The following is a 25,483-nucleotide window of genomic DNA, read 5'->3' on the forward strand; positions in this document are numbered from 1 at the left end:
TTTTCTGAGTTACGTCTCAAGTCTATATTGGTGGAGAACCTGGCGTTACAAAACGATCACGGCCGCTCGACGCACATCGCGACGCCCATGCCGCCGCCGATGCACAGCGTGGCGAGGCCCTTCTTGGCATCGCGCCGCTTCATTTCGTGCAGCAGGGTGACGAGGACACGGGCGCCGGAGGCGCCGATCGGGTGGCCGATGGCGATGGCGCCGCCGTTGACGTTCACCTTCGCGTCATCCCAGCCCATATCCTTGTTCACCGCCAGCGCCTGAGCCGCGAAGGCCTCGTTGGCCTCGATCAGGTCGAGGTCGGAGGGCTTCCAGCCGGCCTTCTCCAGGGCCTTGCGGGAGGCCGGGATCGGTCCGGTGCCCATCACCTTCGGGTCGACGCCCGCCGTCGCCCAGGACTTGATCTTGGCCAGCGGCGTGAGCCCGCGCCGCTCCGCCTCGGAGGCCGACATCAGCACGAGGGCCGCGGCGCCGTCGTTGAGGCCGGACGCGTTGGCGGCGGTGACCGTGCCCTCCTTGGAGAAGGCCGGCTTCAGCTTGGCCATCGCCTCCATGGTGGCGCCGTCGCGGATGTACTCGTCCGTGTCGACGACCGTGTCGCCCTTCTTGCCGGGGATCGTGACGGGCACGATCTCGTCCTTGAACCGGCCTTCCTTGCGGGCGGCCTCGGCCTTGTTCTGCGAGCGGGTGGCGAACTGGTCCTGCTGCTCGCGGGTGAGCTGGAAGGCCTGGGCCACGTTCTCGGCGGTCTGGCCCATGTGGTAGCCGTTGAAGGCGTCCCAAAGCCCGTCCTTGATCATCGTGTCGACGAGCTTGATGTCGCCCATCTTCTGGCCGCCGCGCAGGTACTGGGCGTGGGGCGAAAGGGACATCGATTCCTGGCCGCCGGCCACGATCACCTTGGCGTCGCCATTGGCGATCTGCTGCATGCCGATGGCCACCGTGCGCAGGCCCGAGCCGCAGACCTGGTTGAGGCCCCAGGCGGTGGCCTTCTCGGGGATGCCGGCCTTGATCGCGGCCTGGCGGGCGGGGTTCTGGCCGGCGCCGGCGGTGAGCACCTGGCCGAAGATCACCTCGTCCACGTCATCGGGGGACACGTTGGCGCGCTCAAGGGCGGCCTTGATCGCGGTGGCGCCGAGGTCGTGGGCCGGCACCGCCCCGAAGGCGCCGCCGAACGACCCGACCGCCGTGCGTGCGGCCCCGACGATGACGATCTCTTCGCTGCCTGCCATGTGAACGTTCTCCTCTCACGAGCCGGCGCGCCTCCTCGGTCCGGGCGCGCTCTTAAAGCCGGTGATGGGATGAAGGGCCTGGGGTCGGCGAAGTCAAGGATCGACCTTCGACGGTGAAAATCCCACGATGACGCGACTGCGAGACTGAAATGACCCATGCACGGGTCGACACCCGGCATTATTCTGCGTTGAAGACGTGCAGTTTGCTGTTTTCTGCGCCTGTGGAAGGCTTTAAGGTTCGTGCTGCGGGCGCGAAGACGACCACCGCCGGGCCGCGCCGCGCGTGCCTGCAACGCCCCAGAATCCCGAGAGTCCAGAAAGGCCGTTCCCGATGGCGGATACCGTCAAGGCCACCCAGACCGTCATCAAGAAATACGCCAATCGGCGCCTGTATCACACGGGCACGTCGACCTACGTGACGCTGGAGGACCTCGCCACGATGGTCCAGAACGGCGAGGATTTCGTCGTCTACGATGCGCGCGCGGGGGACGACATCACCCGCTCGGTGCTGACGCAGATCATCTTCGAGCAGGAAAACAAGGCGGGCGCCGAGAACCTGCTGCCGGTCGCGTTCCTGCGCCAGCTGATCCGCTTCTACGGCGACAGCATGCGCACCATGGTGCCGAGCTTCCTGGAATTCTCGATGGCGAATTTCGCCAAGGACCAGGACGGCCTGCGCGAGAAATTCGCCCACAGCTTCGGCCCGGCCGCGTTCCAGAATGCGATCGAGCAATCGGTGCGGACCAACATGACCTTCTTCGGCGACGCCATGAAGATGTTCACGGGCTTCACGCCGCCCGCCGCGGGCACGCAGCCCTCTGCCCCGCCGGCCGCGCCGGCTTCCTATGCCGGCGGCGAGCTCGACGATCTCAAGCGGCAGATGCTGGAGATGCAGCAGCGGCTCGAGGCGCTCGCTAAAAAGTGACATTGGCTGTGCCAAAACCAATCACGGCGGGCGTCTCTACGCGTTTTCGATAAGTTGACGAACCCTTAACGGCGGTCCCACGTTTGCAACACGGGCACGGAAACGTGCGGAGGGTGTCGCAATGGCGCGGATCGGGACAGTCGGCCGGACCGGTGCAAGCTGGAGCAGGACCGCGCGACAGGCGGGCGCTGCTGCCGGCCCGGTCGGGTCGGTCGAAGAGATCCCGCCGGTCCGGGCTTTGGTGGTGCTGGATGGGGGTCGGCGTGAGGCGCACGCGTCGATCGTGGCGACGGATCGATTCGAGGGGGGCCGCGCCTCAGCGGGCTTCGTCGCGCAATTGCTGATCGCCAGCGACCCGACCCTCAGGCCGTCGCGGCTGGAGCGAACCCGGGCCGCCGCCGCGCGCTACGCGGAGACCGCGCGCCGGCTCGCATGATGTGTCTTTGATTATTCGCGCCGTGATTGCGAGCGCAGCGAAGCAACCCAGTGAACCGTCACGCGCGGAGATCGCGCGCCGGCCCTAGGTTGCTGCGCTGCGCTCGCAATGACGGTGTGCGGGATGCAAGCCTGACGGCACATCTAAATCACGCCCCTCATCCTGAGATGCTGCGCAGCAGCCTCGAAGGAGCCCTTCAGGAATCACGGAGACTTCTGGAGGGCTCCTTCGAGGCTCGCTTCGCTCATACTTCAGGATGAGGGCGAAGGTCGGAACGACGAAGGGTCGAACCGAGTCCGAAGCTTACGCCTCGGCCGACTTGACCTTCAGAACCTGACGGCCGCGATACATGCCGGTCTTCAGGTCGATGTGGTGGGGACGGCGCAGCTCGCCCGAGTCCTTGTCCTCGACATAGGTCGGCGCCTTGAGGGCGTCGGCCGAGCGGCGCATGCCGCGGCGGGAGGGGGAGGTCTTTCGCTTCGGAACGGCCATGACAGAAATCCTTCGTGACGCCGCGGGCAAAGCGGCGCGCGGGCGGCTCCTCGATCGAGGATCGCCTCGCACACCGCGGGATACGGATGAGGGCGCGCTTATAGCGTCGGCGCCCGCCGCTGGCTAGAGGCGCCGCACCACAACCGTTAAGCCCGGGTTCAAGTCGCGGAGCCCAGATCTCTCCGACGGCACCGCAGAGCGGGCCGCCCCCTCGGGAGAACCGCCATGGCTTCCTCCAAAAAGACCTTCGCCCTCCTCGCCCTGCTCTCGAGCCTGATGGCGGTGCCCGCCCTGGCGCAGGCGCCGCAGACCGCGAGCCCCGCAACGCCGGCCGCCCCCGCCAAGCCGATGGCGCCGAGCGCCCCCGTCGCCGGGTCGCCCAACGCCGCCAAGGGCGCCCTGATCGACCTCAACAGCGCCAGCGCCGCCGAGCTCGACGCCCTGCCGGGCATCGGCGCCGCCCGCTCGGCCGCAATCATCAAGGGCCGCCCCTATCGCGGCAAGGATGACCTCGTGTCCAAGAAGATCATCCCGCAGAGCGTCTATGACGGGATCAAGGACAAGGTCATCGCGAAGCAGAAGTAGCGGCTTACTCGGCGATCGCGCCCTGGGGCATGGAGAAGCCCGGGGGCGCCTTCTCGGCCGCCTTCGGGGCCGCGCGCTTGACCGGAGCCTTCTTCTTGGCCTGGGGCTTCGGCGCCGCCTTGACCGCCGGGGCATCCTGGCAGGCGCGGAACGTGAGCTGGGCCAGGGTCGAGCCTTCCTCGGTGACGATGGCGATCGGGTCCGCCAGCGTCGGCAGGGACGGCTCCCAACGGATCGGCCCGCCCAGCATCGCCTCGATGGTGGCCGGGGCCGTGCCGCGCCGCAGGCTGGTGAAATCGGGCCCGTACGCGGTCGCGACCTTGCCGGCGATCACGACCTGGAGAACTTCGTTCACCTCCGGGGTCAGCGGCCGGAGCGGATTCGTCGTCTTCACCTGCCCGGCCCGGGTGACCACCATGGTGAAGCCCTTGCCGCCCTCGTAGCGCGCCGCCCGGGTCCCGCAGGGCTGCTCGGCCGGCGGAGCGGCGGCCGGGGTGGGATCGGGCGCCGGAGCGGGCTCGGCTAGCGCCGGAGCGACCGGAGCCGGTGGAACCTGAGCCGGCGGTTGAGAAGCCGGTGCCGCGAGCGCCGCCGGGGCGGCCAGGAGGGCGAGCATCAGGCGCGCCGTGCCGAGGATCACAGCCCTCATCGCCCGGAATCCGGCGCTTCCAGATGCGGCGGCGCGATCCGCACCGTCCGCGCGGGGGCTGGGATCGCATTCAGGTCGAACGACTCCACATCCAGCAGGCGCGGATCCAGCACATCGGCCTGCCGGTCGATCGGGCTCCGCTGTGGGCCGAGGGTGCCGATCAGAAGGTGCTCGTCCTCGACGTCGAGTTCGGAGCCCATGCGCAGCGGCTCGCGCCGGCCGCGGGCGGCCATGGCGATGACCGCGACCCCGGCCACGACACAGATCAGGACGGCCAGGATGATCAGCAGGCGCTCCATGAGGCGGCAAACTCTAGCCGCCCGCGGCGGCGGCGTCACCCCGTCACGCGTGGAACATGCCTTGCCTATAACAGTAGAGGCCAGCAGACCGGAGCCGGGACGGATTCATGCAACACGAGCCGAGCCGCGAGCCCGAGGAACTGGAGAGCCATCTCCTCGGCCTGATCGAGAGTGCCCGGGAGCAGGCCCGGGAGGACCCGTTCCGCAATCCGGTCCTGGCCGTGACCCTGGCGATCACCCGCCGGTTCGACCGCAACGAGATTTCCGCGGGCGATCTCGACATCCTGTTCGCGCGGCTGCGCGCCGCCGCGCTCGCGGCCCGGGCGGAGCGGCTGCGCAGCTATGTCGGGCTGGAGGCCGCACCGGCCGACCCGCAATCCGCCATCCCGGCCTGCCTCGTGGCCGCGGCCAAGGACGGACCCGACGGCGTCTCGGCCTTCGCGGCCTTCATCCACCGCACCGCCTTCGCGGTGGTCTTCACCGCGCACCCAACCTTCGGCATGCCCAAGGCCGTGGCAACGCTGCTCGCCCAGGCCGCGAGCCTGGCCGATGTCGCCGCCCGCGCCGAGCTGATCGCCCGGGCCGCCGCACATTCGACCCGGCCGGACGCGCCGATCACCCTGGCTGTCGAGTTCGAGCAGGCCTGCGCGGCGGCCAATAACGGCCGGCTCGCGCTGGACGCGTTCAACGGCGCCCTGCTCGACGCCGCCCGGGCCCGCTGGCCGGACAGCTGGACCGAGTTGACGCCCCGCCCCTTCGCCATCGCGAGCTGGGTCGGCTGCGACACGGACGGGCGCACCGATATCGGCTGGTGGGACACCCTGCGCTACCGGCTGATCTCCAAGCGCATGCAGTTCGACCGGGTGATGCGCGACCTGCCCGAGAGCCCCGCCTGCCGGGAGGTCCGCGCGCTGGCCGAGGGGGCGCTCGCCGCGGTCAACCGCCAGCTCGCGGTGGCGCCCCGGCTCGGCGACAAGCCGTCGCTCGAATCGGTCCACCGCTTCGCCCTGGCGCTGATCATCGAGCGGGAGCGCGCCCAGACCGATGCGGGCGCCCTGGTGGCCGGGCTCACCGCCGCCCTGGAAGCCGCCGACGAATCCGACAGGCGGGCGATCGCGATCCTGTGCTCCGGTGTCGCCACCCACGGCCTGTCGAACGCCCTGCCGCATTTCCGGCTGAACGCCAGCCAGATCCACAACGCCGTGCGCCGGGTCATCGACCTGGAGGGCGAGCCGACGGATTCGGCCCAGCGCCGCTCGCACCTCGCCACCATCCACAGCCTGCTCAACGACGTCCGCCCGGTGGCGGTGGATTTCGGCGCGCTGGCCGCCGAGCGGGCCTCGGCCGCCCGGCTGATGATGACCATCGCCCAGATCCTCAAGCACGTGGACGGCACCCACCCGGTGCGCTTCCTGATCGCCGAGACCGAGACCGGCTACACCCTGCTGGCCGCCCTGTGGCTCGCGCGCCATTACGGCATCGCGGACAAGCTCGAGATCACGCCCCTGTTCGAAACCGCGAGCGCCCTGGAACAGGGCATCCGGGTGCTCGACGACGCCCTGCGTAACCCGCACTGGCGCCAGTACCTGAAGCGCATCGGCCGGCTGACCGTGCAATTCGGCTACTCGGATTCCGGCCGCTATGTCGGCCAGCTCGCCGCCACCTTCTGGATCGAGCGGCTGCGCCTGCGCATCACCGAGATGCTGGTCCAGAACGGCTTGGCCGATGTCGAGCTCGCGATCTTCGACACCCACGGCGAATCGATCGGCCGGGGCGCCCACCCGACCTCTCTGCGCGACCGCCTCGCCTACCTGGCCCCCGAGGATGCCCGCGACCGCGCCCGCAAGGCCGGCCTGAAGGTGCGGCTCGAATCGAGCTTCCAGGGCACCGACGGCTACCTGCTCTACGGCACCGAGGCGCTGGCCCAGGCCAGCGTCGCCCGCATCGCCGAGCACGTCTACGCCCTCGACATCGCCGAGGAGGACAGCTTTTCGGATTATGCCCTGAACGACGATGCGGCGCGCACCGATTCCAAGGACGACCCGATCTATTCGGAGCCGGATTTCGCCCTGGAATTCTTCACCGCCGCCCGGCAGGACATGGAGGCGCTGGTTGACGATGCCGGCTACGCCGCCCTGCTCGGCACCTTCGGCCCGAGCCTGATCGACCGCACCGGCTCCCGCCCGGTGGCCCGCCAGACCGACACGGGCGGGCCGGCGCGGATCACCCATCCGACCCAGATGCGGGCGATCCCGAACAACGCGATCCTGCATCAGCTCGGCTTCCTGGCGAATTCCCTCCACGGGATCGGCCGGGCCGCCCAGCGCGGCCCCGACCTGTTCCGCGACATGCGCCGGGATTCGGTCCGCTTCTCGCGGGCGTTCCGGCTGGTCCAGCATGCGGCAGCGGTGGGCGATCTCGACGTGCTGCGCGCCTATATCGACACCCTCGACCCGGCCGTCTGGCTGGAGCGGGCCCGGCGCACCCGGAAAGATTTCCGCCGGGAGGAGCTGGTCGTGATCGCCGGCGCCCTGGAGCGGCTCGACCTCGCGGCGTCGCTGCGCGGCCTGTTCGGCCGGCTGACCCGAGACTGGCTGGCGCTCACCACCGCCGCCCCGGACCTGCCCGGCATGTCGGCCCCCCTGACCCTGCTGCATGCGCTGCGCCTGGCGCTGATCCACCGGATCTGGTTCCTGGCCGTGCACATCCCGGGATTCCGGCCGCAAGCCGGCATTTCCCGCGAGCAGCTGCTGGAGCGGTTCCTGCGTCTCGACATCGACGGGTGCCTGACGCTCCTCGACGAGATTTTTCCCGTCACCCCGGATCCGACGCTCGGCCTGAATTTCGGCGAACCGGCCGGCCCCCGGGATGTCGGCACCTACGAGGCCGAGCATGCCAACCTGTTCCAGCCGATCCGCCGCCTGTTCGACCAAGTGCGGGAGATCTCGGGGATGATCCAGCACGAGGTCGGAGCGTTCGGGTAGAATCCTGCGCACAGACGTGCGCACGGGTTCACCGGACACGATGCCGAAGGCCACAGCGCGCGATCGCACCGGGCCCCCGATGCAATCGCGCGCTCAATACTTCGAACGCGTCCGAAAACGGCGGCATAGATCGACGTCCTCGCAATCATGAACAAGACTTAACACTCAGCAGGTTCGAATATAAATCATCGGTATAAGAAACAGACGATCGGATTTTGAATTATTGCGACACTAACGGTGTTTAGAAAATAATTTGATTTGACTCAAAAGCATAAATTCATACGTTTGCCGATAGAGTGTCGCCCAGATCGGCATTTTTTTTTAGCAAAGAAATTCGAACGGGCCGACGAAAGATCTCTTTCTATCGCAGGTTCAAGTACACATCATGCCCAGTCTCAGCATCGGTCGCAAACTTACGCTGTCTACAACGTTGACTGGCCTGATCGCCGCCGGTGTGATCTATAACCAGTGGAGTAGCAACACACAGATCCGGATGGCGACCGAAGCGCTGGCGCGCGAACAGGCGATCCTCCTCGGCATCTCTCAGGCTCAGCTCGCCCTGAATCGGATCCAGGTCGACTACAAGGCCATCGATCTGGCGCGGACCGGACCGGAGGCGGAGAAGGTCGCGACCGCGGCATTGGACGAGGCGGCGGCGGCCTCCAGGGGCTTGGAACGCCCGATCGCGATCGCATTGAAGCCGGACGTCCTTCAGGAGAGCGCGCGCCATCTGCGCGACCTGGCCGCGGCCTTGCGCGACTATGTCCAGATCGGCCGCGCGGACCTGTATGGCCGGGAGGTCGACAGTGCCCGAGCAGGGGCGGCCCGCAAGCAGATCGCCGACCTGAGCGAGCGTGGCGAGAAGACGATCAATGCCTCGGTGGCGAACGCCAATCGCTTCACCGAGGCTGCATTGCAGACGGCCTTCGGACAGGTCAGTGCGGCGACAAGCATCGGCCTGGTCGCGGGCGCGGCGCTGCTCCTGAGCCTGCTTGCGGCGGCGATCCTGCTGATGCTCAACATCCAACGGCCGCTCGTCCGGCTGGTGGCGGCTCTCCAACGCATGGCGAGCGGCGAGATCGACGCCGAGATCCGCGAAGCGCAGCGCACGGACGAGATCGGCGCCCTCGGCCGGGCCGTCGAGAACATCAAATCCATGGTCGCCCGCAAGGCGGGCGAAGAGGCGGCGCTGCGCCAGGCCGCCGATGCCGCCGCCGCCGCGGCACGCCAGCGCACCATGATGGAGCTCGCCGACAACTTCGAAGCCGCCGTGGGTGGCATCGTCGGCCTCGTCTCAGACGCGGCGATCGAGCTGCAGGCCACGGCGCAGACGATGACCAAGACCGCGACCGAGACCGCAGCGCAATCCACGAACGTCGCAGCGGCCGCCGAAGAGGCCGCCACCAACGTCCAGACCGTCGCGGCGGCGGCCGAGGAACTCGGCTCGTCCGTCAGCGAGATCGGCCGTCAGGTCACGGGCTCGACAAACCTCGCCAAGGCGGCGGTCCTGGACGCCGACCAGACCACGCAGCTCGTACAGGTTCTCAGCCAGACCTCGGCCAAGATCGGCGACATGGTCGGCCTGATCGCCAACATCGCGAGCCAGACGAACCTGCTGGCGCTCAACGCCACGATCGAGGCCGCACGTGCCGGCGAGGCCGGCCGTGGCTTCGCCGTGGTCGCCACCGAGGTCAAGGAACTGGCCAGCCAGACGGCGCGGGCCACCGATGAGATCGCCCGCCAGATCGGCGCGGTGCAGGGCGTCACCGAACAGGCGGTCGATGCGATCGCCACGATCACCGCCCGCATCCGCGAGATCGACACCGTCGCCACATCCATCGCGGCGGCGGTGGAACAACAGGGTGCAGCGACCCAGGAGATCGTCCGGAACGTCGCCCAGGCCTCGACGGGCACGAGCGCGGTGACCGGCAACATCGTCGGCGTCGCCCAGGCCTCCGAGCAAACCGGCGCCGCGGCAGCCCATGTCCTCAGCTCGGCCTCCGCGCTGTCACGCCAGTCCGAGCATCTCTCGACCGAGGTGAGCAGCTTCCTGAAGACGGTGCGGGCCGCGTAAGGCCGGGCCTCCCAAGGATACGGATTCGGACAGGAAACCGCCGTGACCGTTTATACGGTCACGGCCCATCGCACGCTCCGCTGCGTCGACATGGCGAGCGGCCTGACGCCGCTCGCCGAATCGTCTCCCTCACCCCGGACCCAACGCTCGGCCAGACCGCAGACCGGCCGGCCCCGGGACGCCGACACCCACGAGACCGAGCTCGCCGGCCTGTTCTGGCCGATCCGCTGTCCCTTCGACCCGGTGCGGGAGATCTCGCGGCCGCTGCAGCATGTGGTCCGATGGGGCGAGGCGACTGACGCCGCCAGGGGCCCACCAGCCGTTACGGGCCCCGAGCGCGATACCGGGTCGCGATCCGATCGAGCAGAATGTGCGGCACGGTGAGGGCCGACAGCATCTGGAGTGTCAGGGTCAGCAGGTTCGCCGGCGCATCGGGGGCGCCGGGCGCGTAGAGCGGCCAGAGCGCCGCGCCGAGGAGAAGCGTCAGCCCGAAGACCGGCAGCGCCGCATGGACCGCGCGCCGGATCGTATCGACACCGGGGGCCTTTGTCGGATCCGCCAACAAGGCGCGCACATGCCGGGGGCCGTGGAGGCCGACGAAGTACAGGGTGAACGCGGTCAGCGGCGGCAGAGACCAGAAGGCGAGCGCGAGAAGCGCCATCTCGATGAGCACGGACGTCCGCCGCGGCCCCGTCAGCAACCAGAGTGTTGTAACGGCGACCCAGACCCAGGCCGCAGCCGCCCACCACACGGGAAGCTGCGGCATCGGCACCCGCGTGACCACCGCAAAAAGCCCGGCCGTCTCCTCAGGCCGCAACAGCGCCGGCAGGGCGATCGGGAGCCCGCCGCGGACGAGGGCCTCAAAGCGCCGGCCCGGGCCGGCATCCTCCTCGCCGAAATGCAGCACTGACAGCGCCAGGAAGCCCGCCAGGGTAGCGAGGGGCGCCACCTGCCAAGCCAGGAGGACCAGGGCCGAAAGCCCGAGATACGGCACGGCAAAGACCGCGAACCACATGCGTCCGTAGCGGGGGCGCAGCAGAGGGGCGGCCACGGCCCCGTCCAGAGCGCCGTGGGGAACCCCGAGGACGATCACGACCGTCAGAGCGACGAGCCACGCGGTCTCGCGCGGCAGGATTGCGGAGGCCACGAGACCGACGGCGACGAGCGCACCGGCCAGCCGCAGCCGCGCCGTCCCCGATACAGGAACGGGATGGCGGCTCGTCCGGACAGACTCCCCGCGGGAGAGGATGGACGAAGGAGCCGCCATCCGCGTCAGGCCGCCCGGCGCAGCGGAGCGGCTTTCGGGCTTTCCATCAGGTCGCGGTCGACGGCCCGGGTCGTCTCCAGCGTGGCCATGATGCCGTAGACGACCTTGGCGGTGAGATCCAAGATCGCGATCACCGCCAGGGCGAGCGTCGGCGACAGGAAGCCGAGGCCGTCCTGGCCGATGAGCAGCACCACCGGGTAGGCACACCAGACGCCGGTCAGGAACACGGCATTGCGCAGGAAGGCTTTCCGCACATCGGCGCGCTCGCCGGCATTCTCCTCACGCAGCTGCACGAAGATTCCGTAGAACACGGCGACGAACGCGCCGCAGGAAATGGCGAACCAGGTCCACTTCACCGCAGCGACGTTGGACAGGCCGAAGGCCAGAGCCGTCACGATCATGATCAGGTCGGACCCGATCAGCCCCCAGACCACGGCCGGCCGGCGCATCCCGGAATGCATCGCGGTCCGCGAGAGGCCGAGCAGCAGCAGGGGCGTGGTGAAGGTCCAGTCGATGTAGCGCGCGAAGTAGAACTGCCGCGCGGCCTCCGCGGCATCAGGGCCGGCGGGAAGAACCAGACTCCCCTGCCCGGTCGCCATGGCGAAGTAGGAGCAGGCCGCGATGATCGGCACGATGCCGTGGATGATCCCGTCCGCTTCTTCGGCCGGGGTCCGTCGCTTTGCCATGAACAGGATCACGGCGGCGCCGGCGGCCATGCCGGCAAAGCCCAGCCACAGCCAGAATTGAGGCGTCATTGATATCTCGTCGGAACAGGGATGAAAGGCACGCCAAGAAACGTGGCGGCCGCCTGCCCAATCTGCGCCCGTCGTGATTGTTGCGTCGGACGATGGTCACGGTCGAGTGAGAGGACGCTCCGCGTTGCACTGCGCGCGGACGTCCGAGCCGGTTTACCCTGCCGCCAGAAGGCGTTCGCCCCGACGGACGATAAAGGGTCGCACCGCGCCGCGAGGCCGCCCCGGCCGCGGAACCGTCCGGCCGCGACGGATCGGGTGATCGCAGTCAGAATGCCGCGGCGGGCCTATCCGGCGCCTCCCGCCGCCTCCACCCGCGGCACCGTCCCCGAGAGCCCGACCACCCGCACCCGTCCCCCGACGGGCAGGTTTTGCCGTCGCGATGTCGCCCTCGGCGATCGCCCGGCTGACCATCCCGGTCGCCGCCGCCTCGGCCTCGGCGGAGCGCTCGCGCGCCTCGGCCCGCAGGATCTCGGCGGCGCGCTGGCCCTCCGCCTCCAGGATCGAGGCGCGCTTCTCACGCTCGGCCTTCATCTGGCGGGCCATGGCGCCGGCGAGGTCGGCGGGCGGGACGATGTCCTTGATCTCGTTGCGGTTGATCTTGACGCCCCAGGGCGAGGCCGCCGCGTCCAGAATCCGCAGCAGGCGCTCGTTGATCTCGTCCCGGTGGGCGAGGAGTTGGTCGAGATCCATCGAGCCGACCACGGTGCGGATGTTGGTCACGGTCAGGGTGGTCATGGCCAGGTCGAGGTTCGCGACCTCGTAGGAGGCCCGGGCCGCATCGAGCACCTGGTAGAAGACCACCGCGTCGATGGTCACGACGGCATTGTCGCGGGTGAAGGCCTGCTGGCTCGGGACGTCGATGACCTGCTCCATCACGTTCACCCGGCGGCCGATGCGCTCGACGAACGGGATGATCAGGCCGAGGCCGGACTCCAGCGCGCGGTTGTAGCGGCCGAACCGCTCCACCGTGAACACGTGACCCTGCGGGATCATCTTCACGCCGGCCGCCAGCGTGATCACCGCCAGCGCCGCCGCGGCGATCGCCGACGTGCTCAGCCCGATCGTGAGATCCATCGCCGCCAAGCCCCCCCTTGCCCGCCGCGCGACGGGCGGCTCAGATGCCAGCGTACCAGCTGAATCCGAGGCCCGCGACCATGCTGCCGCGGCCGTGGCCGATCCCGTCGACCCGGTCCACGGCCTCGATGCTGCTGAGGTATTTCAAGGACTTGTAGCCGAGCTGGCGCTCCACCCGCAGGCGAACAGGAGCGCCGTGAGCCACCGGCAGGTCGGCGCCGTTCATGCCGTAGGCCAGGATCGTCTGCGGGTGCAGGGCGTCGAACAGGTCGTAGCTGTCCCACCAGCCGTCGACGGTGCGGATCACCACGTAGCGCGCCTCCGGGCGCATCCCGGCGGCGGCGAGCACCTGCGCGAGCGGCACGCCGGTCCATTGGCCGATCGCCGACCAGCCCTGCTCGCAGGAATGGAGCGTGATCTGCGTGCGCGCCGGCATCGCCTTCAGCTCCGCCAGGGAGAACGCCCCCGGCCGCGCGACGAGGCCGGTCACCGGCAGGCGCCAATCCGAGAAGCCGGCCGCTTTCGAGCGGCGATAGGCCGGATCGTCCGGGTCGGTGGTGTTGATGGTCGGGAACACCGCCGAGATCGCCTCGGGCCCGAATTCCCGGGCGAGCGGCTGGCGCGCCAGCAGCAGGCGCTGCCCGGCGAAGGTCAGCCAGTCACTCAGGCCGTAGGGGTTGGGGCGCAGTTGCGGGGCACCGGGATCGCAGCCGCCCACGAGGCCGGCCGCGCCGAACCCGGCGGTTCCGAGGACCAGGCGGCGCCGGGTCAGCGCGCTCATCGGGTCTCCTCCGCGTTGCCGGCCCGCCCGAGAATCATGCCGCGCATCAGCGTCACCGGCCGGTTGGCCAGCACCTGCCAGATGTGGATGGCGAGGAATGCGACCATCGCGAAGGCCGACAGGAAGTGGATCGTCCGGGCCGATTGCCGACCGCCGAACAGGGTGAACAGTTCCGGCCAGGCCGCGGTGACGCCCGGCGACATCGTCAGGCCGGTGAGCAGAATCAGCGGCGCCAGCACCAGCAGGACCCCGAGATAGGCGATCTTCTGAAGCGCGTTGTAGCGGCCGGTCGGCGGCGCCGCGCAGCGCAGGCGCAGATGGTCCCGGATTTCGCCGGCCAGCGCCCGGGGTTTGATCTCGGCCGGCGCCGGCAGGAGGCGCCGCCGCAGATGCCCGCGCAACAGGGCGAGGGCCAGATAGGCGGCGCCGTTGAGGACGAAGATCCAGGCGGCCAGGAAATGGAGGTTGCGCGCCCAGCCGGTCTGCTCGAGATCGACCGGCAGGGGCAGCGTGATCCAGGCCGGCGCGCTGTTGGACCCGGTCTCCCCCCAGAACAGCTTCGGCAGGGCCAGCAGGATCGCGGTTCCGCTCACCATGAGCGCGAGCGTCGCGGCGGCGCCGGTCCAATGGGTCAGGCGCACCCAGGCCGGATGGCGCGCGCGGCTGAATGGTCGACCTGTCGTCTCGATCATCATCGGTTCAGACCACAGCCCTTATGGACATGGGAACGCGCTGCGTCCGTCGTCGCTCCCGGTGCCGATGACGCAACGCTTGGTGAAGAAACGATGGGCATGATACCCGCCATGCTCGCTGCGGACGATTTTCCTTTCGCTCCGCTGCGGCCGGCAAAGATCCCCACACAACCGGATGCGGTGCGCGCGTGAAGATCGCTGTCCTGGCACATCTGAAGTACCCGATCGGCCAGCCCTATGCCGGCGGTCTGGAGATGCACACCCATCTCCTCACCGTGGCGTTGAAGCGGCACGGGCACGACGTGACGCTGTTCGCCAGCCGGGGCTCGGACCCGGCGCTGGATCCGGTGATGCTGTGCGATCCGACCGGGGACGCCCTGTCCGATCCGGAGCGCGAGGACGCGATCGACAAGGCCGAATACGACGCCTACCGGCGGATGATGGAGATGGTCGCGGCCGGGGGCTTCGACCTGGTGCACAACAACGCGCTGCATGCGCTGCCGCTGCAGCAGAGCGCCCGGCTCGGCCTGCCCTGGGTCACGGTTTTGCACACGCCGCCCTTCGACGCCCTGGTCTCCGGGGTGGTGCAGGCCGATCCCGACATGGCCTTCCTGGCGGTGTCGCCGTCGCTCGCCCAGGAATGGGAATCGCTCGTGCCCGGCGCGCAGGTCGTCGATAACGGCGTCGATCTTTCGACCTTCGCGTATTCCGAGACGCCCGACGCGCCGCCCTTCGTGTTCTGGTCCGGCCGGATCGTGCCGGAAAAGGGGCTCCACCTTGCCATCGACGCCGCCCGCGCGGCCGGCTTGCCGCTGAAATTCGCGGGCCCGAAGCTCAATCCCGTCTACTGGGCGGCCGAGATCGCCCCGCGGCTCGGGCCGGACCTGACCCATCTCGGGCACCTCTCGCACCGGGACCTCGCCCACCATCTCGGCCGCGCCCGGGTGGCGATCGTCTCGCCCCGCTGGGAGGAGCCGTTCGGCCTCGTGGTCGCCGAGGCTTTAGCCTGCGGCACGCCGGTGGCGGCCTTCCGCCGAGGCGCCCTGCCCGACATCCTCGACCCGCAGTGCGGTCGCCTCGCACGGCCGGATGATTCGCACGATCTATCGGTGGCGATCCGCGAGGCGGCCGGCCTGTCGCGCCGGGCCTGCCGCGACCGGGCGGAGGCGCTCTACGACGCCGCCGCCATGACCGAGCGCTACCTCGAGACCTACGATGCCGTGATCGCGCGCTGTGCCGAGCGGGCGCGGCCGACGCTGCGGGTGGCCGGGGGACGGGCGTAAAAGAAGTCCCGGAAACACGACGCGTTTTCCCCTCCCCCTTGGGGGCTTGCAGATCCACACATCGGGGTCACAGAAGACACGGGAAACACTGCGGCTCTCCCTCCCCCCTCTGCGGGGGAGGGAGAGCGCGTGTAGGCTTTGAAGCGTCATCTCTTTCAGCGGGGGACGATCCGGATTTCGGTGTGTGAACCCGGGCACCCGCACGGAAGTGATGAGAGCGCTACGTTGCGAGAGTTCGCGCCGACAAGGTTGGGAAAACCGCTATGCCCCTCGCAACCGCAGCCCCGATCGCTCGGCCCTGCGTCGTCTGCATCCCCGCGCGCAACGAGGCGGAGCGGCTGCCGATCCTGCTCGCCACCCTGGCCCGGCAGGAGGGTTTCTCGGCCGAGGCGCCGCTGCGGGTGGTGGTGATCGCCAACAACTGCACCGACGGCACGGTCGCGGCGGTCCACGCCCGGGAGGCATCGGGCGCGCTGGCGAGCCTGACGCTGCGGGTGATCGAGGCGGCGCTGGACGGCGCTGCGGCCCATGTCGGCACCGCCCGCCGCATGGCGCTCGATGCCGGCGCCGACTGGCTCGACGCCGAGGCCGGTCCGAGCGGGATCCTGCTCACCACCGATGCCGATGCGCGCCTTCCGGCCGACTGGGTCGCGGCGAATCTCCGGGCCCTGCACGGCGCGGATGTGGTCGGCGGCCGCCTGGTGATCGACGATGACGGTGCCGGGGACCCGCGCCTCGGCGCGTTGCACGCGCGGATCGAGCGGTACTGGGCCGGCGTTCGCCGCCTGGAGGACATCCTCGACCCGCCACCGCACGACCCCGCCCCGCGCCACGGCGACCATACCGGCGCGAGCCTCGCCGTCCCGGTGGCGCTCTACCGCGCGGTGGGCGGGTTGCCCCCCCTGCCCTGCGGGGAGGACAACGCCCTCGTGGGCCTGCTCCGGGAGAGCGGCGCCCGCCTGCGCCATTGCCCGGATGTGCGCGTGATGGTCTCGGCCCGCCACCAGGGTCGGGTCTCGGGCGGCATGGCCACCGAGATGGCGCGCCGCGCCCGGGTGCTGGCCGGCGAACCCTATCTCCTGCCCGAGGCGGCCCATTGGCAGGCGCTGATCCTGCGCCGCGCCGCCCTGCGCCGGGCCTTCCACGCGACCGGATCGGCCCGAGGCGAGGCCTGCGCCCGGCTCGGGCTCGACGCCGACGCATGCGCGGCCCTGGAGGCCTGCCCCAACGACATCGCCTTCGTGGAGCGGGCCGACCGCATCCTCGGATCGCGTTCTGCACCAGCCCGGGAATGCCCCCTCGACCGGGCGCTCGCCGACCTCGACGCCCTCGCCCTGTCTCTGCGGGACGCGGTGTGACCCGCGGGATCGGCTGGTACGTCCACCACCAGGGCGCGGGCCATCTCCAGCGCGCCCGTGCGGTCGCCGCCGCCCTGCCCCGGCCGTGCACGCTGATCGGCACCCTGGCGGCGCTCGACACCCCGAAGATTGCGACATCTGGCCTGGACGTGCTCGACCTCCCCGACGACCGGCCGCTCGGCGGATCGGCGTTCGACGGACGGGACGGCGAGGCGGAACGGCCCGAGGCGTTCCACTACGCGCCCCTGAACCATCCCGGCGTGCGTGCCCGGATGACGCGCATCGCCGAATGGGTCGCCCGGACGGAGCCGGCCCTCATCGTGGTCGACGTCTCGGTGGAGATCGCCCTGTTGGCGCGGCTCCTGTCGGTCCCGACCCTGGTCGAGCGCCTCGCCGGCACCCGGACGGACCGTCCCCATTGCGAAGCCTTCCGCAGCGCCACCCGCCTGCTCGCGCCCTTCCCCGAAGCCCTCGACGGCGCCAACGTGCCCGATTGGGTCCGCGCCAAGACGCACTATGCCGGGTTCCTCGGCGCGCCGGCCCGAAAGGCCGGTGAGGCGGGCGACGACATCGTCGTGGTGTTCGGCCGCGGCGGCGCGGGAGGCGATCTCGCCGACCTCGCCGCGGCGGCCCGCGCCGTGCCAGACCGGTCCTGGCACGTCCTCGGTCCCGTATCCGGCTCCGGCGAAGTCCCCGAAAACCTGCACCTGCACGGCTGGGTCGACGACGTCGAGGCGCGGATCGCCCGGGCGGCCCTGCTGGTCGGGGGCGGCGGCGATGGCCTCGTGGCGCTGGCCGCCGGGCAGGGTAAGCGCTTCCTGTGCCTGCCGGAGGAGCGGACCTATGGCGAGCAGACCGAGAAGGCCGAGGCCCTGCAGAGGCTTGGCGCCGCGGTGGTCCATCCGGGCTGGCCCAGCGCCGGGGCCTGGCCCGGGCTGGTCCAGGCCGGCCTCGCCCTCGATCCGTCGGTGATTGCCGCACTGCCCCGGCCGAGCGCGATCCCGGATTGCGCGGCGACGATCGAGGCGCTGGTCCGGCAGATCGGACGCGCTTGAGGCGCGGCCGGTTTCAACCGAGTCGCTGAAACGATTCCTCCACCCCGTCATCGCGAGCGCAGCGAAGCGACCCAGGGTGGCGGGCGATCCCAGACCATGGCGTGTCGCTGGGTTGCTTTACTGCGCTCGCAATGACGGAGAGGGCCGTCACAGTGTTCTGGCGCCGCGCCTTCCGATCCAGAGCCGCGCGCACCAGGCTTGACCCTCCATGTGGTGGAACCCGTAATCGAGTCGCCATGGGAGCGAAGACGTACACGATCGGTGATCTGGCGCGCCTCTCCGGGCAACCGGTGCGGCGGATCCGGTTCTACTCAGACAGGGGCCTGCTACCGCCAACCCTGCGATCCGCGTCGAACTACCGGGTCTACACCGACGCGGATGTCGCCAAGCTCGACCTCATCCAAGCACTGCGCGAGGCGGGGGTCGGGCTCGATATGATCGGGCGGCTGCTGGCACGTCGCCTGTCGCTGCACGACGTGCTGCGAACGCGCCTGGAGATCCTTGAAGCCGAGATCGCGGCCAAGCACCGAGTGGCTACGATCCTCCGTGCCACGCTTCGCATCCCAAACCCTGCCGATGGTGATCTGAGGAGGATTTGGACCATGAGCAACTTAAGCAATCAGCAGATGAAGGCTCTGGCGGAGCAATTCGTCGACGCCATCGCGGCGGGCACGGCGCTTGATGCGCCCCGGCGGCGGCAACTCCTCGCCATGACCGTGCCGGAACTGCCAGAGGATCCCACGCCGGACCAGATCACCGCCTGGGATGAGCTTTCGCGGCCTCTGGCAGATCCGACCTTCGTCCGCGAGGTGCAGGAGGGGACCAAGGCGTTCTGGACGGACGCGCTGGATCCCGACGCCTACCGGACGGCCTCGCGGATAGCCTACGAGAATGCGGCCAAAGCGACCGCGAGACATCTGTCGCCGGGGAGTCCCGAAGCCCAGGCCCTCGCGCGCACTTGGCTTGCCGAGTCGGCCCGCGCCCTCGGACGCATGCCGGATTCGGCATTCCGGGATTGGCATCTCACGCAATACGAGCGGAATGGCGGGCGCCTTGGTCGATACCAAGAACTCCTGGGCGTCCTGGGCAAGGACTTTCCCATCGCCGTCGATCGAACGGTGTGGCGCTGGCTGAACGACGCTCTCAAGAACCTTCAGCCTGCGCCTTGAGCCTCTCCGACCGAGCACGAAAACGGCGCCCGTCTGCGCGGACGGACGCCGGGATGGGGCGGCTCGTCGTCGGCTGACTTAAGAAATCAGGTCCAGCTTGGCCGCCTCGAGCCCGTTGGCGCGGATCGTGTCCGGCAGGGCGGAGAAATCGCGATAGCCGGCCTCGCGGGCCATGGCGTCGAGCGCCGTCTGCTCGTCGTCCGCTGCACCGGTCCAGACCACGGCGCCGCTTTTCACCTGCTTGATCTGAAAGATGCTCATAGAACCCTCCCCGGTGACGCGAAGACCTGCGATCTAATAACCGCGTCTCCCGCGGTCGGTTGCAGGTCGAAGGTCGTCATCCAAAACTCTTTTGACCTACACCCGACCTGCGGCTCACCGTCCGGGGACGGGACCGGCACGAGCCGCTATCCTCTCATCGTCGCGTGGGCCTGCGCCATGAAAACGCCGATCTACCCAGCGACGGAGAGGTAGAACCAGTATCGAGCCGCCAGCGAGGCTTCCGTTTTGCAGATCCTGTCCGGGCGCGCGTCCCGTCTCTCCCTCCTGTGCGGGATCGCGCTTCTGGCCGCGACGCCGGCCCGGGCCGTGGAAACGGCCGCCGTTCCCGATGCCGCCGCCATCGCCCCGGCCGTTACCGTCGTCCCGGCCCAGCGCCGCGAGATCGTGGAGCGCGCGGTCGTCACCGGCACCCTGGTTCCCAGGGACGAGATCCTGGTCGCTCCAGAGGTCGAGGGCCTGCGCATCACCGAGCTTTTGGTCGAGGAGGGGGACCGGGTCACCAAGGGTCAGGTGCTCGCACGGCTGTCCCAGGAGATGATCGTCACCCAGGAGGCCTCGAACGTCGCCGCGGTCGCCCGGGCCGAGGCGGCGATCGTCCAGGCCCGGAGCCAGATCGTCCAGGCGGAGGCCGCCAATATCGAGGCCAAGCAATCGCTGGAGCGCGCCCAGTCGCTGGCCAAGACCGGCAACGCCACCGCGGCCGTGCTGGAGCAGCGCGTCTCGGCGGCGCAGGGCGCCGAAGGCCGTCTGGCGTCAGCCAAGGGCGGCCTGCAATCGGCCCAGGCCGACCTCGCCACCGCGCGGGCGGCCGGTTCGGAGATCGCCCTGCGGCGCGCCCGCACCGACATTCGCGCGCCGGAGGCCGGCATCGTCAACCGGCGCACAGCCCGGGTCGGCGCCTCGGTCACGGCGGCGGGGGAGCCGCTGTTCCGCCTGATCGCCCGCGGCGAGATCGAGCTGGAGGGCGAGGTGCCCGAGACCTCGCTCGCCCGCATCACGGTGGGCGACCCGGCAATCCTCGATCTCGACGACGGCCGCCAGCTCCGCGGCAAGGTCCGCCGGGTCTATCCGGAGGTCGACCGGGCGACCCGGCTCGGAAAGGTCCGCATCCGCCTCACCGACGATCCGGCCCTGCGCATCGGTGCCTTCGCCCGCGGCACCGTCGAGGTGGCGCGCCGCGAGGGCATCGCAGTTCCGGTTTCCAGCCTCCTCTACGCGGCGGACGGCCGGGCCAGCGTCCTGGTCTCCAAGGACGGGCGCGTCGAGGCGCGTACGGTGACCTCGGGCCTGTCGTCCGATGGCTATACGGAACTCCGCTCGGGCGTCGCGGCCGGCGAGACCGTCGTGGTGCGGGCGGGCAGCTTCCTGCGCGACGGCGACCGGGTGCGGGCCGTCTCCGCGCCAGCGGGCACGCCCATGAGCGCGCCCGTCAGCGCCCCGATGGCCGACGCGGCCCCGCGGTAGGACTGAGTCGAAGGATCCTGCCATGCGCCTCAACGTCTCCGCCTGGGCGATCCGGAAGCCGCTGCCCTCGGTGGTGCTGTTCCTGGTTCTGATGATCCTCGGGCTGGTGAGCTTCCGCGCCCTGCCGATCACCCGCTTCCCGAACATCGACATCCCGATCGTGTCGGTGACGATCACCCAGTCGGGCGCGGCGCCGGCCGAGTTGCAGACCCAGGTGACGAAGTGGGTCGAGGATTCGGTCGCCGGGGTGAAGGGCGTCAAGCACATCCTCTCGACCATCACCGAGGGCATCTCGACCACGACGATCGAGTTCCGCCTGGAGGTGAACCAGGATCGGGCGACCAACGACGTCAAGGACGCCATTGCCAAGATCCGCCAGAACCTGCCGCGCACCATCGACGAGCCGATCGTCTCCCGGGTCGAGATCGCCGGCCTGCCGATCATGGTCTACGGCGCCTCCGCGCCCGCCATGACGCCCGAGGACCTGTCGTGGTTCGTGGACGACGTGGTCGCCCGGGGCCTGCAGAGCGTGAAGGGCGTCGGCGGCGTCGAGCGCCTGGGCGGCGTCGCCCGGGAGATCCGGGTCACGCTCAAGCCCGACCGGCTGCTGGCGCTCGGGATCACCGCGGCGGACGTGAACCGGCAATTGCGCCTGACCTCGGCCGACATGGCCGCCGGGCGCGGCGAGGTCGGCGGCCAGGAGCAATCGATCCGGGCGCTCGCCGCCTCGGCGAGCCTCGATACGCTCGCCAAGACCTCGATCGTGGTGCCGGGCAACCGCAAGGTCCGCCTCGACGAGCTGGCGACCCTGTCCGACACCGCCGAGGAGCCGCGCACCTTCGCGCGCTTCAACGGCGAGCCGGTGGTGGCCTTCGCGGTCTCCCGGGCCAGCGGCGCCAGCGACGCCGACGTCTCGGTGGGAGTCGCGAAGAAGATCGCGGCGCTGCACGCGGCCAACCCGGACGTGCGCTTCGACCTGATCGACACCAGCGTCGTCAACACGATCGGCAACTACCACTCGGCGATGATGGGCCTGATCGAGGGCGCGGCGCTGGCGGTCATCGTGGTGCTGCTGTTCCTGCGCGACTGGCGCGCGACGCTGATCGCCGCGGTGGCGCTGCCGCTCTCGGTGCTGCCGACCTTCTGGGTGATGAGCGCGCTTGGCTTCTCGCTCAACGCCGTGAGCCTGCTGGCGATCACGCTGGTCACCGGCATCCTGGTGGACGATGCGATCGTGGAGATCGAGAACATCGTCCGGCACATGCGGATGGGCAAATCGCCCTACCGCGCCTCGCTCGAGGCGGCCGACGAGATAGGGCTCGCGGTCATCGCCATCACGGCGACGATCATCGCGATCTTCTCGCCGGTCTCGTTCATGGGCGGCATCGCCGGCCAGTATTTCAAGCAGTTCGGCCTGACCATCGCGGCGGCGGTGTTCATGTCGCTGCTGGTGGCGCGGCTGATCACGCCGCTGCTCGCCGCCTACTTCCTGCGCGACCACGGCCCCGACCATACCACGGACGGGATCGTGATGCGCGGCTACACCCGGCTGGTGGCCTGGTCGGTCCGGCACAAGTTCATCACCCTGATCCTCGGCATCGCCTGCTTTGCCGGCTCGATCGCCTCCACGGGCCTGCTGCCCGCGGGCTTCCTGCCGGCGGAGGACCAGGCCCGCACCCTGTTCGTGCTGGAGCTGCCCCCGGGCGCCCGGCTGCCGGACACGATCAAGCTCAGCGACGCGATCGAGCAGAAGATCCGGGCGCTGCCCGAGGTGAAGAGCGTGTTCGTGGATGGCGGCCGGCAATTGCCCGGCAAGAAGGAGGTGCGGCTCGCGACGCTGACCATCAACCTCACGCCGAAGAACACCCGCGCGCGCACCCAGAAGCAGGTCGACGCCGAAGTCGCCGCGATCCTGCGCGAGGAGCCCGATATCCGGTTCTGGGCCCTGCGCGAGAGCGGCCAGCGCGACATGGCGCTGATCATCGCCGGCCCCGACAAGGCCGTGGTGGCGGATGTGGCGGCCAAGCTGCAGCGCGAGGCGGCGCAGATCCCGCACCTCGTCAACGTCATGTCGACGGCCCCGCTCGACCGGACCGAGATCCGCATCCGGCCGAAAGCCGGCGTGGCGGCCGATCTCGGCGTCTCTACCGACACGATCGCCGAGACCGTGCGGGTCGGGACGATCGGCGACATCGGCATGAACCTCGCCAAGTTCAACGCCGCCGACCGGCAGGTGCCGATCCGGGTGCAGCTGCCCGAGAGCCTGCGCGGCCGGCTCTCCGAGCTCGAGACGCTGAAGGTCCCGGTGAAGGGCGGCGCCGCGGTCCCGCTGGCGACGGTGGCCGATATCAGCCTCGGCCAGGGCCCCACCGGCATCGACCGCTACGACCGTGCCGTGCGCGTCGCCATCGAGGGCGACATGCAGGGCACCGACGCGCTGGCCGAGCTGATCAAGCAGGTGATGAACCTGCCCACCGCCAAGAACCTGCCGCCCGGGGTCACGATCAGCCAGACCGGCGACGCCGAGGTGATGGGCGAGGTCTTCGAGGGCTTCGCGCTGGCCATGGGCGCCGGCCTGATGATGGTGTTCGGCGTGCTGATCCTGCTGTTCGGCAATTTCCTCCAGCCGCTCACCATCCTGTTCTCGCTGCCGCTCTCCATCGGCGGCGCGATCCTGGCGCTTCTGATCTGCCACATGCCGATCTCGATGCCGGTGGTGATCGGCATCCTGATGCTGATGGGCGTGGTCACCAAGAACGCGATCATGCTGGTCGACTTCGCCGTCGAGCAGATCCATGCCGGCGTCGACCGCACCACCGCCATCGTCGATGCCGGCCGCAAGCGCGCCCGGCCGATCGTGATGACCACCATCGCGATGGCCGCCGGCATGGTGCCCTCGGCGCTGGCCTACGGGATCGGCGGCGAGTTCCGCGCGCCCATGGCGGTGGCGGTGATCGGCGGGCTGATCGTCTCGACCGTGCTGTCGCTGGTCTTCGTGCCGGCGATCTTCGTGCTCATGGACGATCTCTCGCGCCTGCTCGGCCGGCTGTTCGGCCGCTTCGTGGGCGAGCGCGACGACCCGGAGGACGAGCCGGGCTACGGCCAGCCGGCGCATCCGGCCAATGACGGCCGCTCGACGCCGCCCAGGATTGCGGCGGAATAAGCAGCGGACGGGCGACGCGGCATTGCGCGCCGGGCCGCGATGGGCTGTGAGTCGCGCCCGACGAATCAACGGGGAAGCGGGAAACGATGTCGGGTGGTCACGGGGCGATCGAGGGCTCGAACAAGCGCGTGGCGCTGCTGATCTCGGTCCTGGCTTTGTTCCTCGCCTTCAGCGAGACCCTGGGCAAGGCCGCCCAGACGGATTCGATCGGCTCGAATGTAGAGGCCGCCAACCAATGGGCCTATTTCCAGGCGCGCACGATCCGCTCGACGGTGCTCAAGACCGCCGACGAGGCGCTGGCCCTGGTGCCGCCCGGCCCGAACCAGGACGCGATCGCGGCCAAGCGCGCCGAGTGGGCCAAGACCCTGGCACGCTGGGAATCCGAGCCCGCCACCGGCGAGGGCCGCAAGGAGCTGACCGCGAAGGCGCGGGCCTCCGAGGAGCGGCGCGACCTGTCGTTGCTGCGCTACCATCATTACGAGCTGGCGTCGGCCGCCTTCCAGATCGGCATCGTGCTGGCCTCGGCCGAGGTCATCACCGGCATCGCCATCCTGGTCTTCGCCGGCGGTTTCCTGGGACTGGCCGGGGCGGCCCTGCTCGGCTTCGGCTATCTGGCGCCGCACGCCCTGCCGTTCTTACACTGAGAACCGGGTTGACCGCGTGATCGCGGTCCCGTGACGATCCGATCGACCGCGATCCCATGCGCGCGCCTCATCCAGAGGTCGAGGATGGGATCGGTCGAATCGACAGGTTCCGCAGGATCGTCGGCCCGTGGATGACCGGGCTTCGACAGAAATCGACCCACCTATAAAGCTTCGAGCATCGATCCGGATCCCGCATCACGAACGATGCTCTACCTTCGCCACGGCTTACCCGGGGGATGCAGCGCAATGGACGACCAGGACGACGAACAGCAGGGACGCCTGACGCGGATCGCCAGCGGGATCTTCCTGCACACCGAGCACGCGATCTATGCGGCGCTGGGCCTGCTTCTGGCGGTCACGGCCTTCGTGGCGCTGATCGACGCCGCCGGGCTGACCTGGGATGCCCTGCGGGCGCTCGGGGGCGCCGACAAGATCCTCGAGGTGATCGATCGGCTGCTGTTCCTGCTGATGCTGATCGAGATCCTGCATACGGTGCGGGTCTCGATGCGGTCCGGCAAGCTGACCTGCGAGCCGTTCCTGATCGTCGGCCTGATCGCCTCGATCCGGCGGGTGCTGGTGATCACCCTGCAATCCTCCGAGATCACCCATGCCAAGGATTGGTCGCCGGAGAAACAGGCCCTGTTCAACGCCTCGATGATCGAACTCGGCGTCCTGGCAGGCCTGATCCTCACGATGGTGCTGGCGATCTTCATGCTCCACCGTGCCCGCGGCGACGGCAAGCCGGCGGGCGACGAGACGACGAGCGGCGGGAGCTGAGGGCGGCTTCGAGATCGAGAGCGGATCGACGACA

At 69.6% G+C, this 25,483-nt stretch carries 23 protein-coding genes; 13 read left to right on the forward strand and 10 right to left on the reverse strand.

The window, feature by feature from the left end; translation table 11 throughout:
* Positions 1-56 precede the first annotated feature (56 nt).
* Positions 57-1,241, reverse strand: coding sequence for an acetyl-CoA C-acetyltransferase (locus AO398_RS20055; protein ID WP_058193955.1), 1,185 nt, complete (start codon positions 1,239-1,241; stop codon positions 57-59).
* A 331-nt stretch (positions 1,242-1,572) separates the two neighbouring features.
* Here AO398_RS20055 and phaR point away from each other — a divergent pair, with 331 nt between their 5' ends.
* Positions 1,573-2,166 carry a polyhydroxyalkanoate synthesis repressor PhaR gene (phaR, locus tag AO398_RS20060; protein ID WP_058193956.1) on the forward strand — a complete coding sequence of 198 codons (594 nt, stop codon included), beginning with the start codon at positions 1,573-1,575 and terminating at the stop codon, positions 2,164-2,166.
* A gap of 121 nt (positions 2,167-2,287) precedes the next feature.
* Complete coding sequence (locus AO398_RS20065; protein WP_058193957.1) at positions 2,288-2,602, forward strand: hypothetical protein; 315 nt, start codon at positions 2,288-2,290, stop codon at positions 2,600-2,602.
* 303 nt (positions 2,603-2,905) lie between these two features.
* On the opposite strand, the gene rpmF is transcribed toward AO398_RS20065, so the two are convergent.
* Positions 2,906-3,094, reverse strand: a complete 189-nt coding sequence (rpmF, locus tag AO398_RS20070; RefSeq protein ID WP_003601373.1) for a 50S ribosomal protein L32 — start codon at positions 3,092-3,094, stop codon at positions 2,906-2,908.
* Between the two features lie 225 nt (positions 3,095-3,319).
* Between rpmF and AO398_RS20075 the strand changes: the two genes are divergently transcribed.
* Positions 3,320-3,679 carry a helix-hairpin-helix domain-containing protein gene (locus AO398_RS20075; RefSeq protein WP_058193958.1) on the forward strand — a complete coding sequence of 120 codons (360 nt, stop codon included), beginning with the start codon at positions 3,320-3,322 and terminating at the stop codon, positions 3,677-3,679.
* A gap of 4 nt (positions 3,680-3,683) precedes the next feature.
* On the opposite strand, the gene AO398_RS20080 is transcribed toward AO398_RS20075, so the two are convergent.
* Positions 3,684-4,328: a hypothetical protein gene (locus tag AO398_RS20080; RefSeq protein WP_058193959.1), complete on the reverse strand. Its 645-nt coding sequence runs from the start codon at positions 4,326-4,328 to the stop codon at positions 3,684-3,686.
* Entirely contained in the window at positions 4,325-4,627 is a 303-nt protein-coding gene (locus tag AO398_RS20085; protein ID WP_058193960.1) for a hypothetical protein, read from the reverse strand. Before AO398_RS20085 ends, AO398_RS20080 begins: the two co-directional genes overlap by 4 nt.
* A gap of 107 nt (positions 4,628-4,734) precedes the next feature.
* On the opposite strand from AO398_RS20085, the gene AO398_RS20090 reads away from it, so the two are divergent.
* Positions 4,735-7,611: a phosphoenolpyruvate carboxylase gene (locus AO398_RS20090; protein WP_058193961.1), complete on the forward strand. Its 2,877-nt coding sequence runs from the start codon at positions 4,735-4,737 to the stop codon at positions 7,609-7,611.
* 385 nt (positions 7,612-7,996) lie between these two features.
* Positions 7,997-9,685, forward strand: a complete 1,689-nt coding sequence (locus tag AO398_RS20095; protein WP_058193962.1) for a HAMP domain-containing methyl-accepting chemotaxis protein — start codon at positions 7,997-7,999, stop codon at positions 9,683-9,685.
* A gap of 322 nt (positions 9,686-10,007) precedes the next feature.
* On the opposite strand, the gene AO398_RS20100 is transcribed toward AO398_RS20095, so the two are convergent.
* From AO398_RS20100 to AO398_RS20120, 5 genes are all read right to left on the reverse strand, one after another.
* Entirely contained in the window at positions 10,008-10,952 is a 945-nt protein-coding gene (locus tag AO398_RS20100; RefSeq protein WP_082643367.1) for a Brp/Blh family beta-carotene 15,15'-dioxygenase, read from the reverse strand.
* Between the two features lie 5 nt (positions 10,953-10,957).
* Positions 10,958-11,707 (reverse strand): bacteriorhodopsin, encoded by a 750-nt coding sequence (locus AO398_RS20105; RefSeq protein WP_058193963.1) that lies wholly within the window; start codon positions 11,705-11,707, stop codon positions 10,958-10,960.
* Between the two features lie 153 nt (positions 11,708-11,860).
* Positions 11,861-12,781 (reverse strand): paraslipin, encoded by a 921-nt coding sequence (locus tag AO398_RS20110; RefSeq protein WP_244498830.1) that lies wholly within the window; start codon positions 12,779-12,781, stop codon positions 11,861-11,863.
* A 40-nt stretch (positions 12,782-12,821) separates the two neighbouring features.
* Positions 12,822-13,562: a molybdopterin-dependent oxidoreductase gene (locus AO398_RS20115; RefSeq protein WP_058193964.1), complete on the reverse strand. Its 741-nt coding sequence runs from the start codon at positions 13,560-13,562 to the stop codon at positions 12,822-12,824.
* Positions 13,559-14,257: a cytochrome b/b6 domain-containing protein gene (locus tag AO398_RS20120; protein WP_058193965.1), complete on the reverse strand. Its 699-nt coding sequence runs from the start codon at positions 14,255-14,257 to the stop codon at positions 13,559-13,561. Before AO398_RS20120 ends, AO398_RS20115 begins: the two co-directional genes overlap by 4 nt.
* A gap of 185 nt (positions 14,258-14,442) precedes the next feature.
* Here AO398_RS20120 and AO398_RS20125 point away from each other — a divergent pair, with 185 nt between their 5' ends.
* The 4 genes from AO398_RS20125 (at position 14,443) to AO398_RS20140 (ending at position 19,119) form a co-directional block, all read left to right on the forward strand.
* Positions 14,443-15,537, forward strand: coding sequence for a glycosyltransferase family 4 protein (locus AO398_RS20125; protein WP_058193966.1), 1,095 nt, complete (start codon positions 14,443-14,445; stop codon positions 15,535-15,537).
* A 263-nt stretch (positions 15,538-15,800) separates the two neighbouring features.
* On the forward strand, positions 15,801-16,895 hold the full coding sequence (locus AO398_RS20130; protein WP_058193967.1) for a glycosyltransferase: 1,095 nt from the start codon (positions 15,801-15,803) through the stop codon (positions 16,893-16,895).
* The gene (locus tag AO398_RS20135) at positions 16,892-17,950 is read left to right on the forward strand and encodes a glycosyl transferase (RefSeq protein WP_058193968.1); all 1,059 of its coding nucleotides are present in this window, start codon (positions 16,892-16,894) and stop codon (positions 17,948-17,950) included. The genes AO398_RS20130 and AO398_RS20135 overlap by 4 nt, the downstream gene beginning before the upstream one ends.
* A 152-nt stretch (positions 17,951-18,102) precedes the next feature.
* Positions 18,103-19,119, forward strand: a complete 1,017-nt coding sequence (locus AO398_RS20140) for a MerR family transcriptional regulator (RefSeq protein ID WP_160329341.1) — start codon at positions 18,103-18,105, stop codon at positions 19,117-19,119.
* Positions 19,120-19,197: 78 nt separating this feature from the next.
* On the opposite strand, the gene AO398_RS20145 is transcribed toward AO398_RS20140, so the two are convergent.
* A complete protein-coding gene (locus AO398_RS20145; protein ID WP_058193970.1) occupies positions 19,198-19,380 on the reverse strand; it encodes a hypothetical protein in 183 nt (60 codons plus the stop codon).
* 246 nt (positions 19,381-19,626) lie between these two features.
* On the opposite strand from AO398_RS20145, the gene AO398_RS20150 reads away from it, so the two are divergent.
* The 4 genes from AO398_RS20150 (at position 19,627) to AO398_RS20165 (ending at position 25,449) form a co-directional block, all read left to right on the forward strand.
* Positions 19,627-20,865, forward strand: coding sequence for an efflux RND transporter periplasmic adaptor subunit (locus AO398_RS20150; RefSeq protein ID WP_152997579.1), 1,239 nt, complete (start codon positions 19,627-19,629; stop codon positions 20,863-20,865).
* Positions 20,866-20,887: 22 nt separating this feature from the next.
* Complete coding sequence (locus AO398_RS20155) at positions 20,888-24,028, forward strand: efflux RND transporter permease subunit (RefSeq protein ID WP_058193971.1); 3,141 nt, start codon at positions 20,888-20,890, stop codon at positions 24,026-24,028.
* 86 nt (positions 24,029-24,114) lie between these two features.
* Entirely contained in the window at positions 24,115-24,672 is a 558-nt protein-coding gene (locus AO398_RS20160) for a DUF4337 domain-containing protein (protein ID WP_058193972.1), read from the forward strand.
* A gap of 246 nt (positions 24,673-24,918) precedes the next feature.
* Complete coding sequence (locus AO398_RS20165) at positions 24,919-25,449, forward strand: phosphate-starvation-inducible PsiE family protein (protein ID WP_058193973.1); 531 nt, start codon at positions 24,919-24,921, stop codon at positions 25,447-25,449.
* The last annotated feature ends 34 nt before the right edge of the window (positions 25,450-25,483 follow it).

Source organism: Methylobacterium sp. GXS13, assembly GCF_001455965.1.
Taxonomy (GTDB): domain Bacteria; phylum Pseudomonadota; class Alphaproteobacteria; order Rhizobiales; family Beijerinckiaceae; genus Methylobacterium.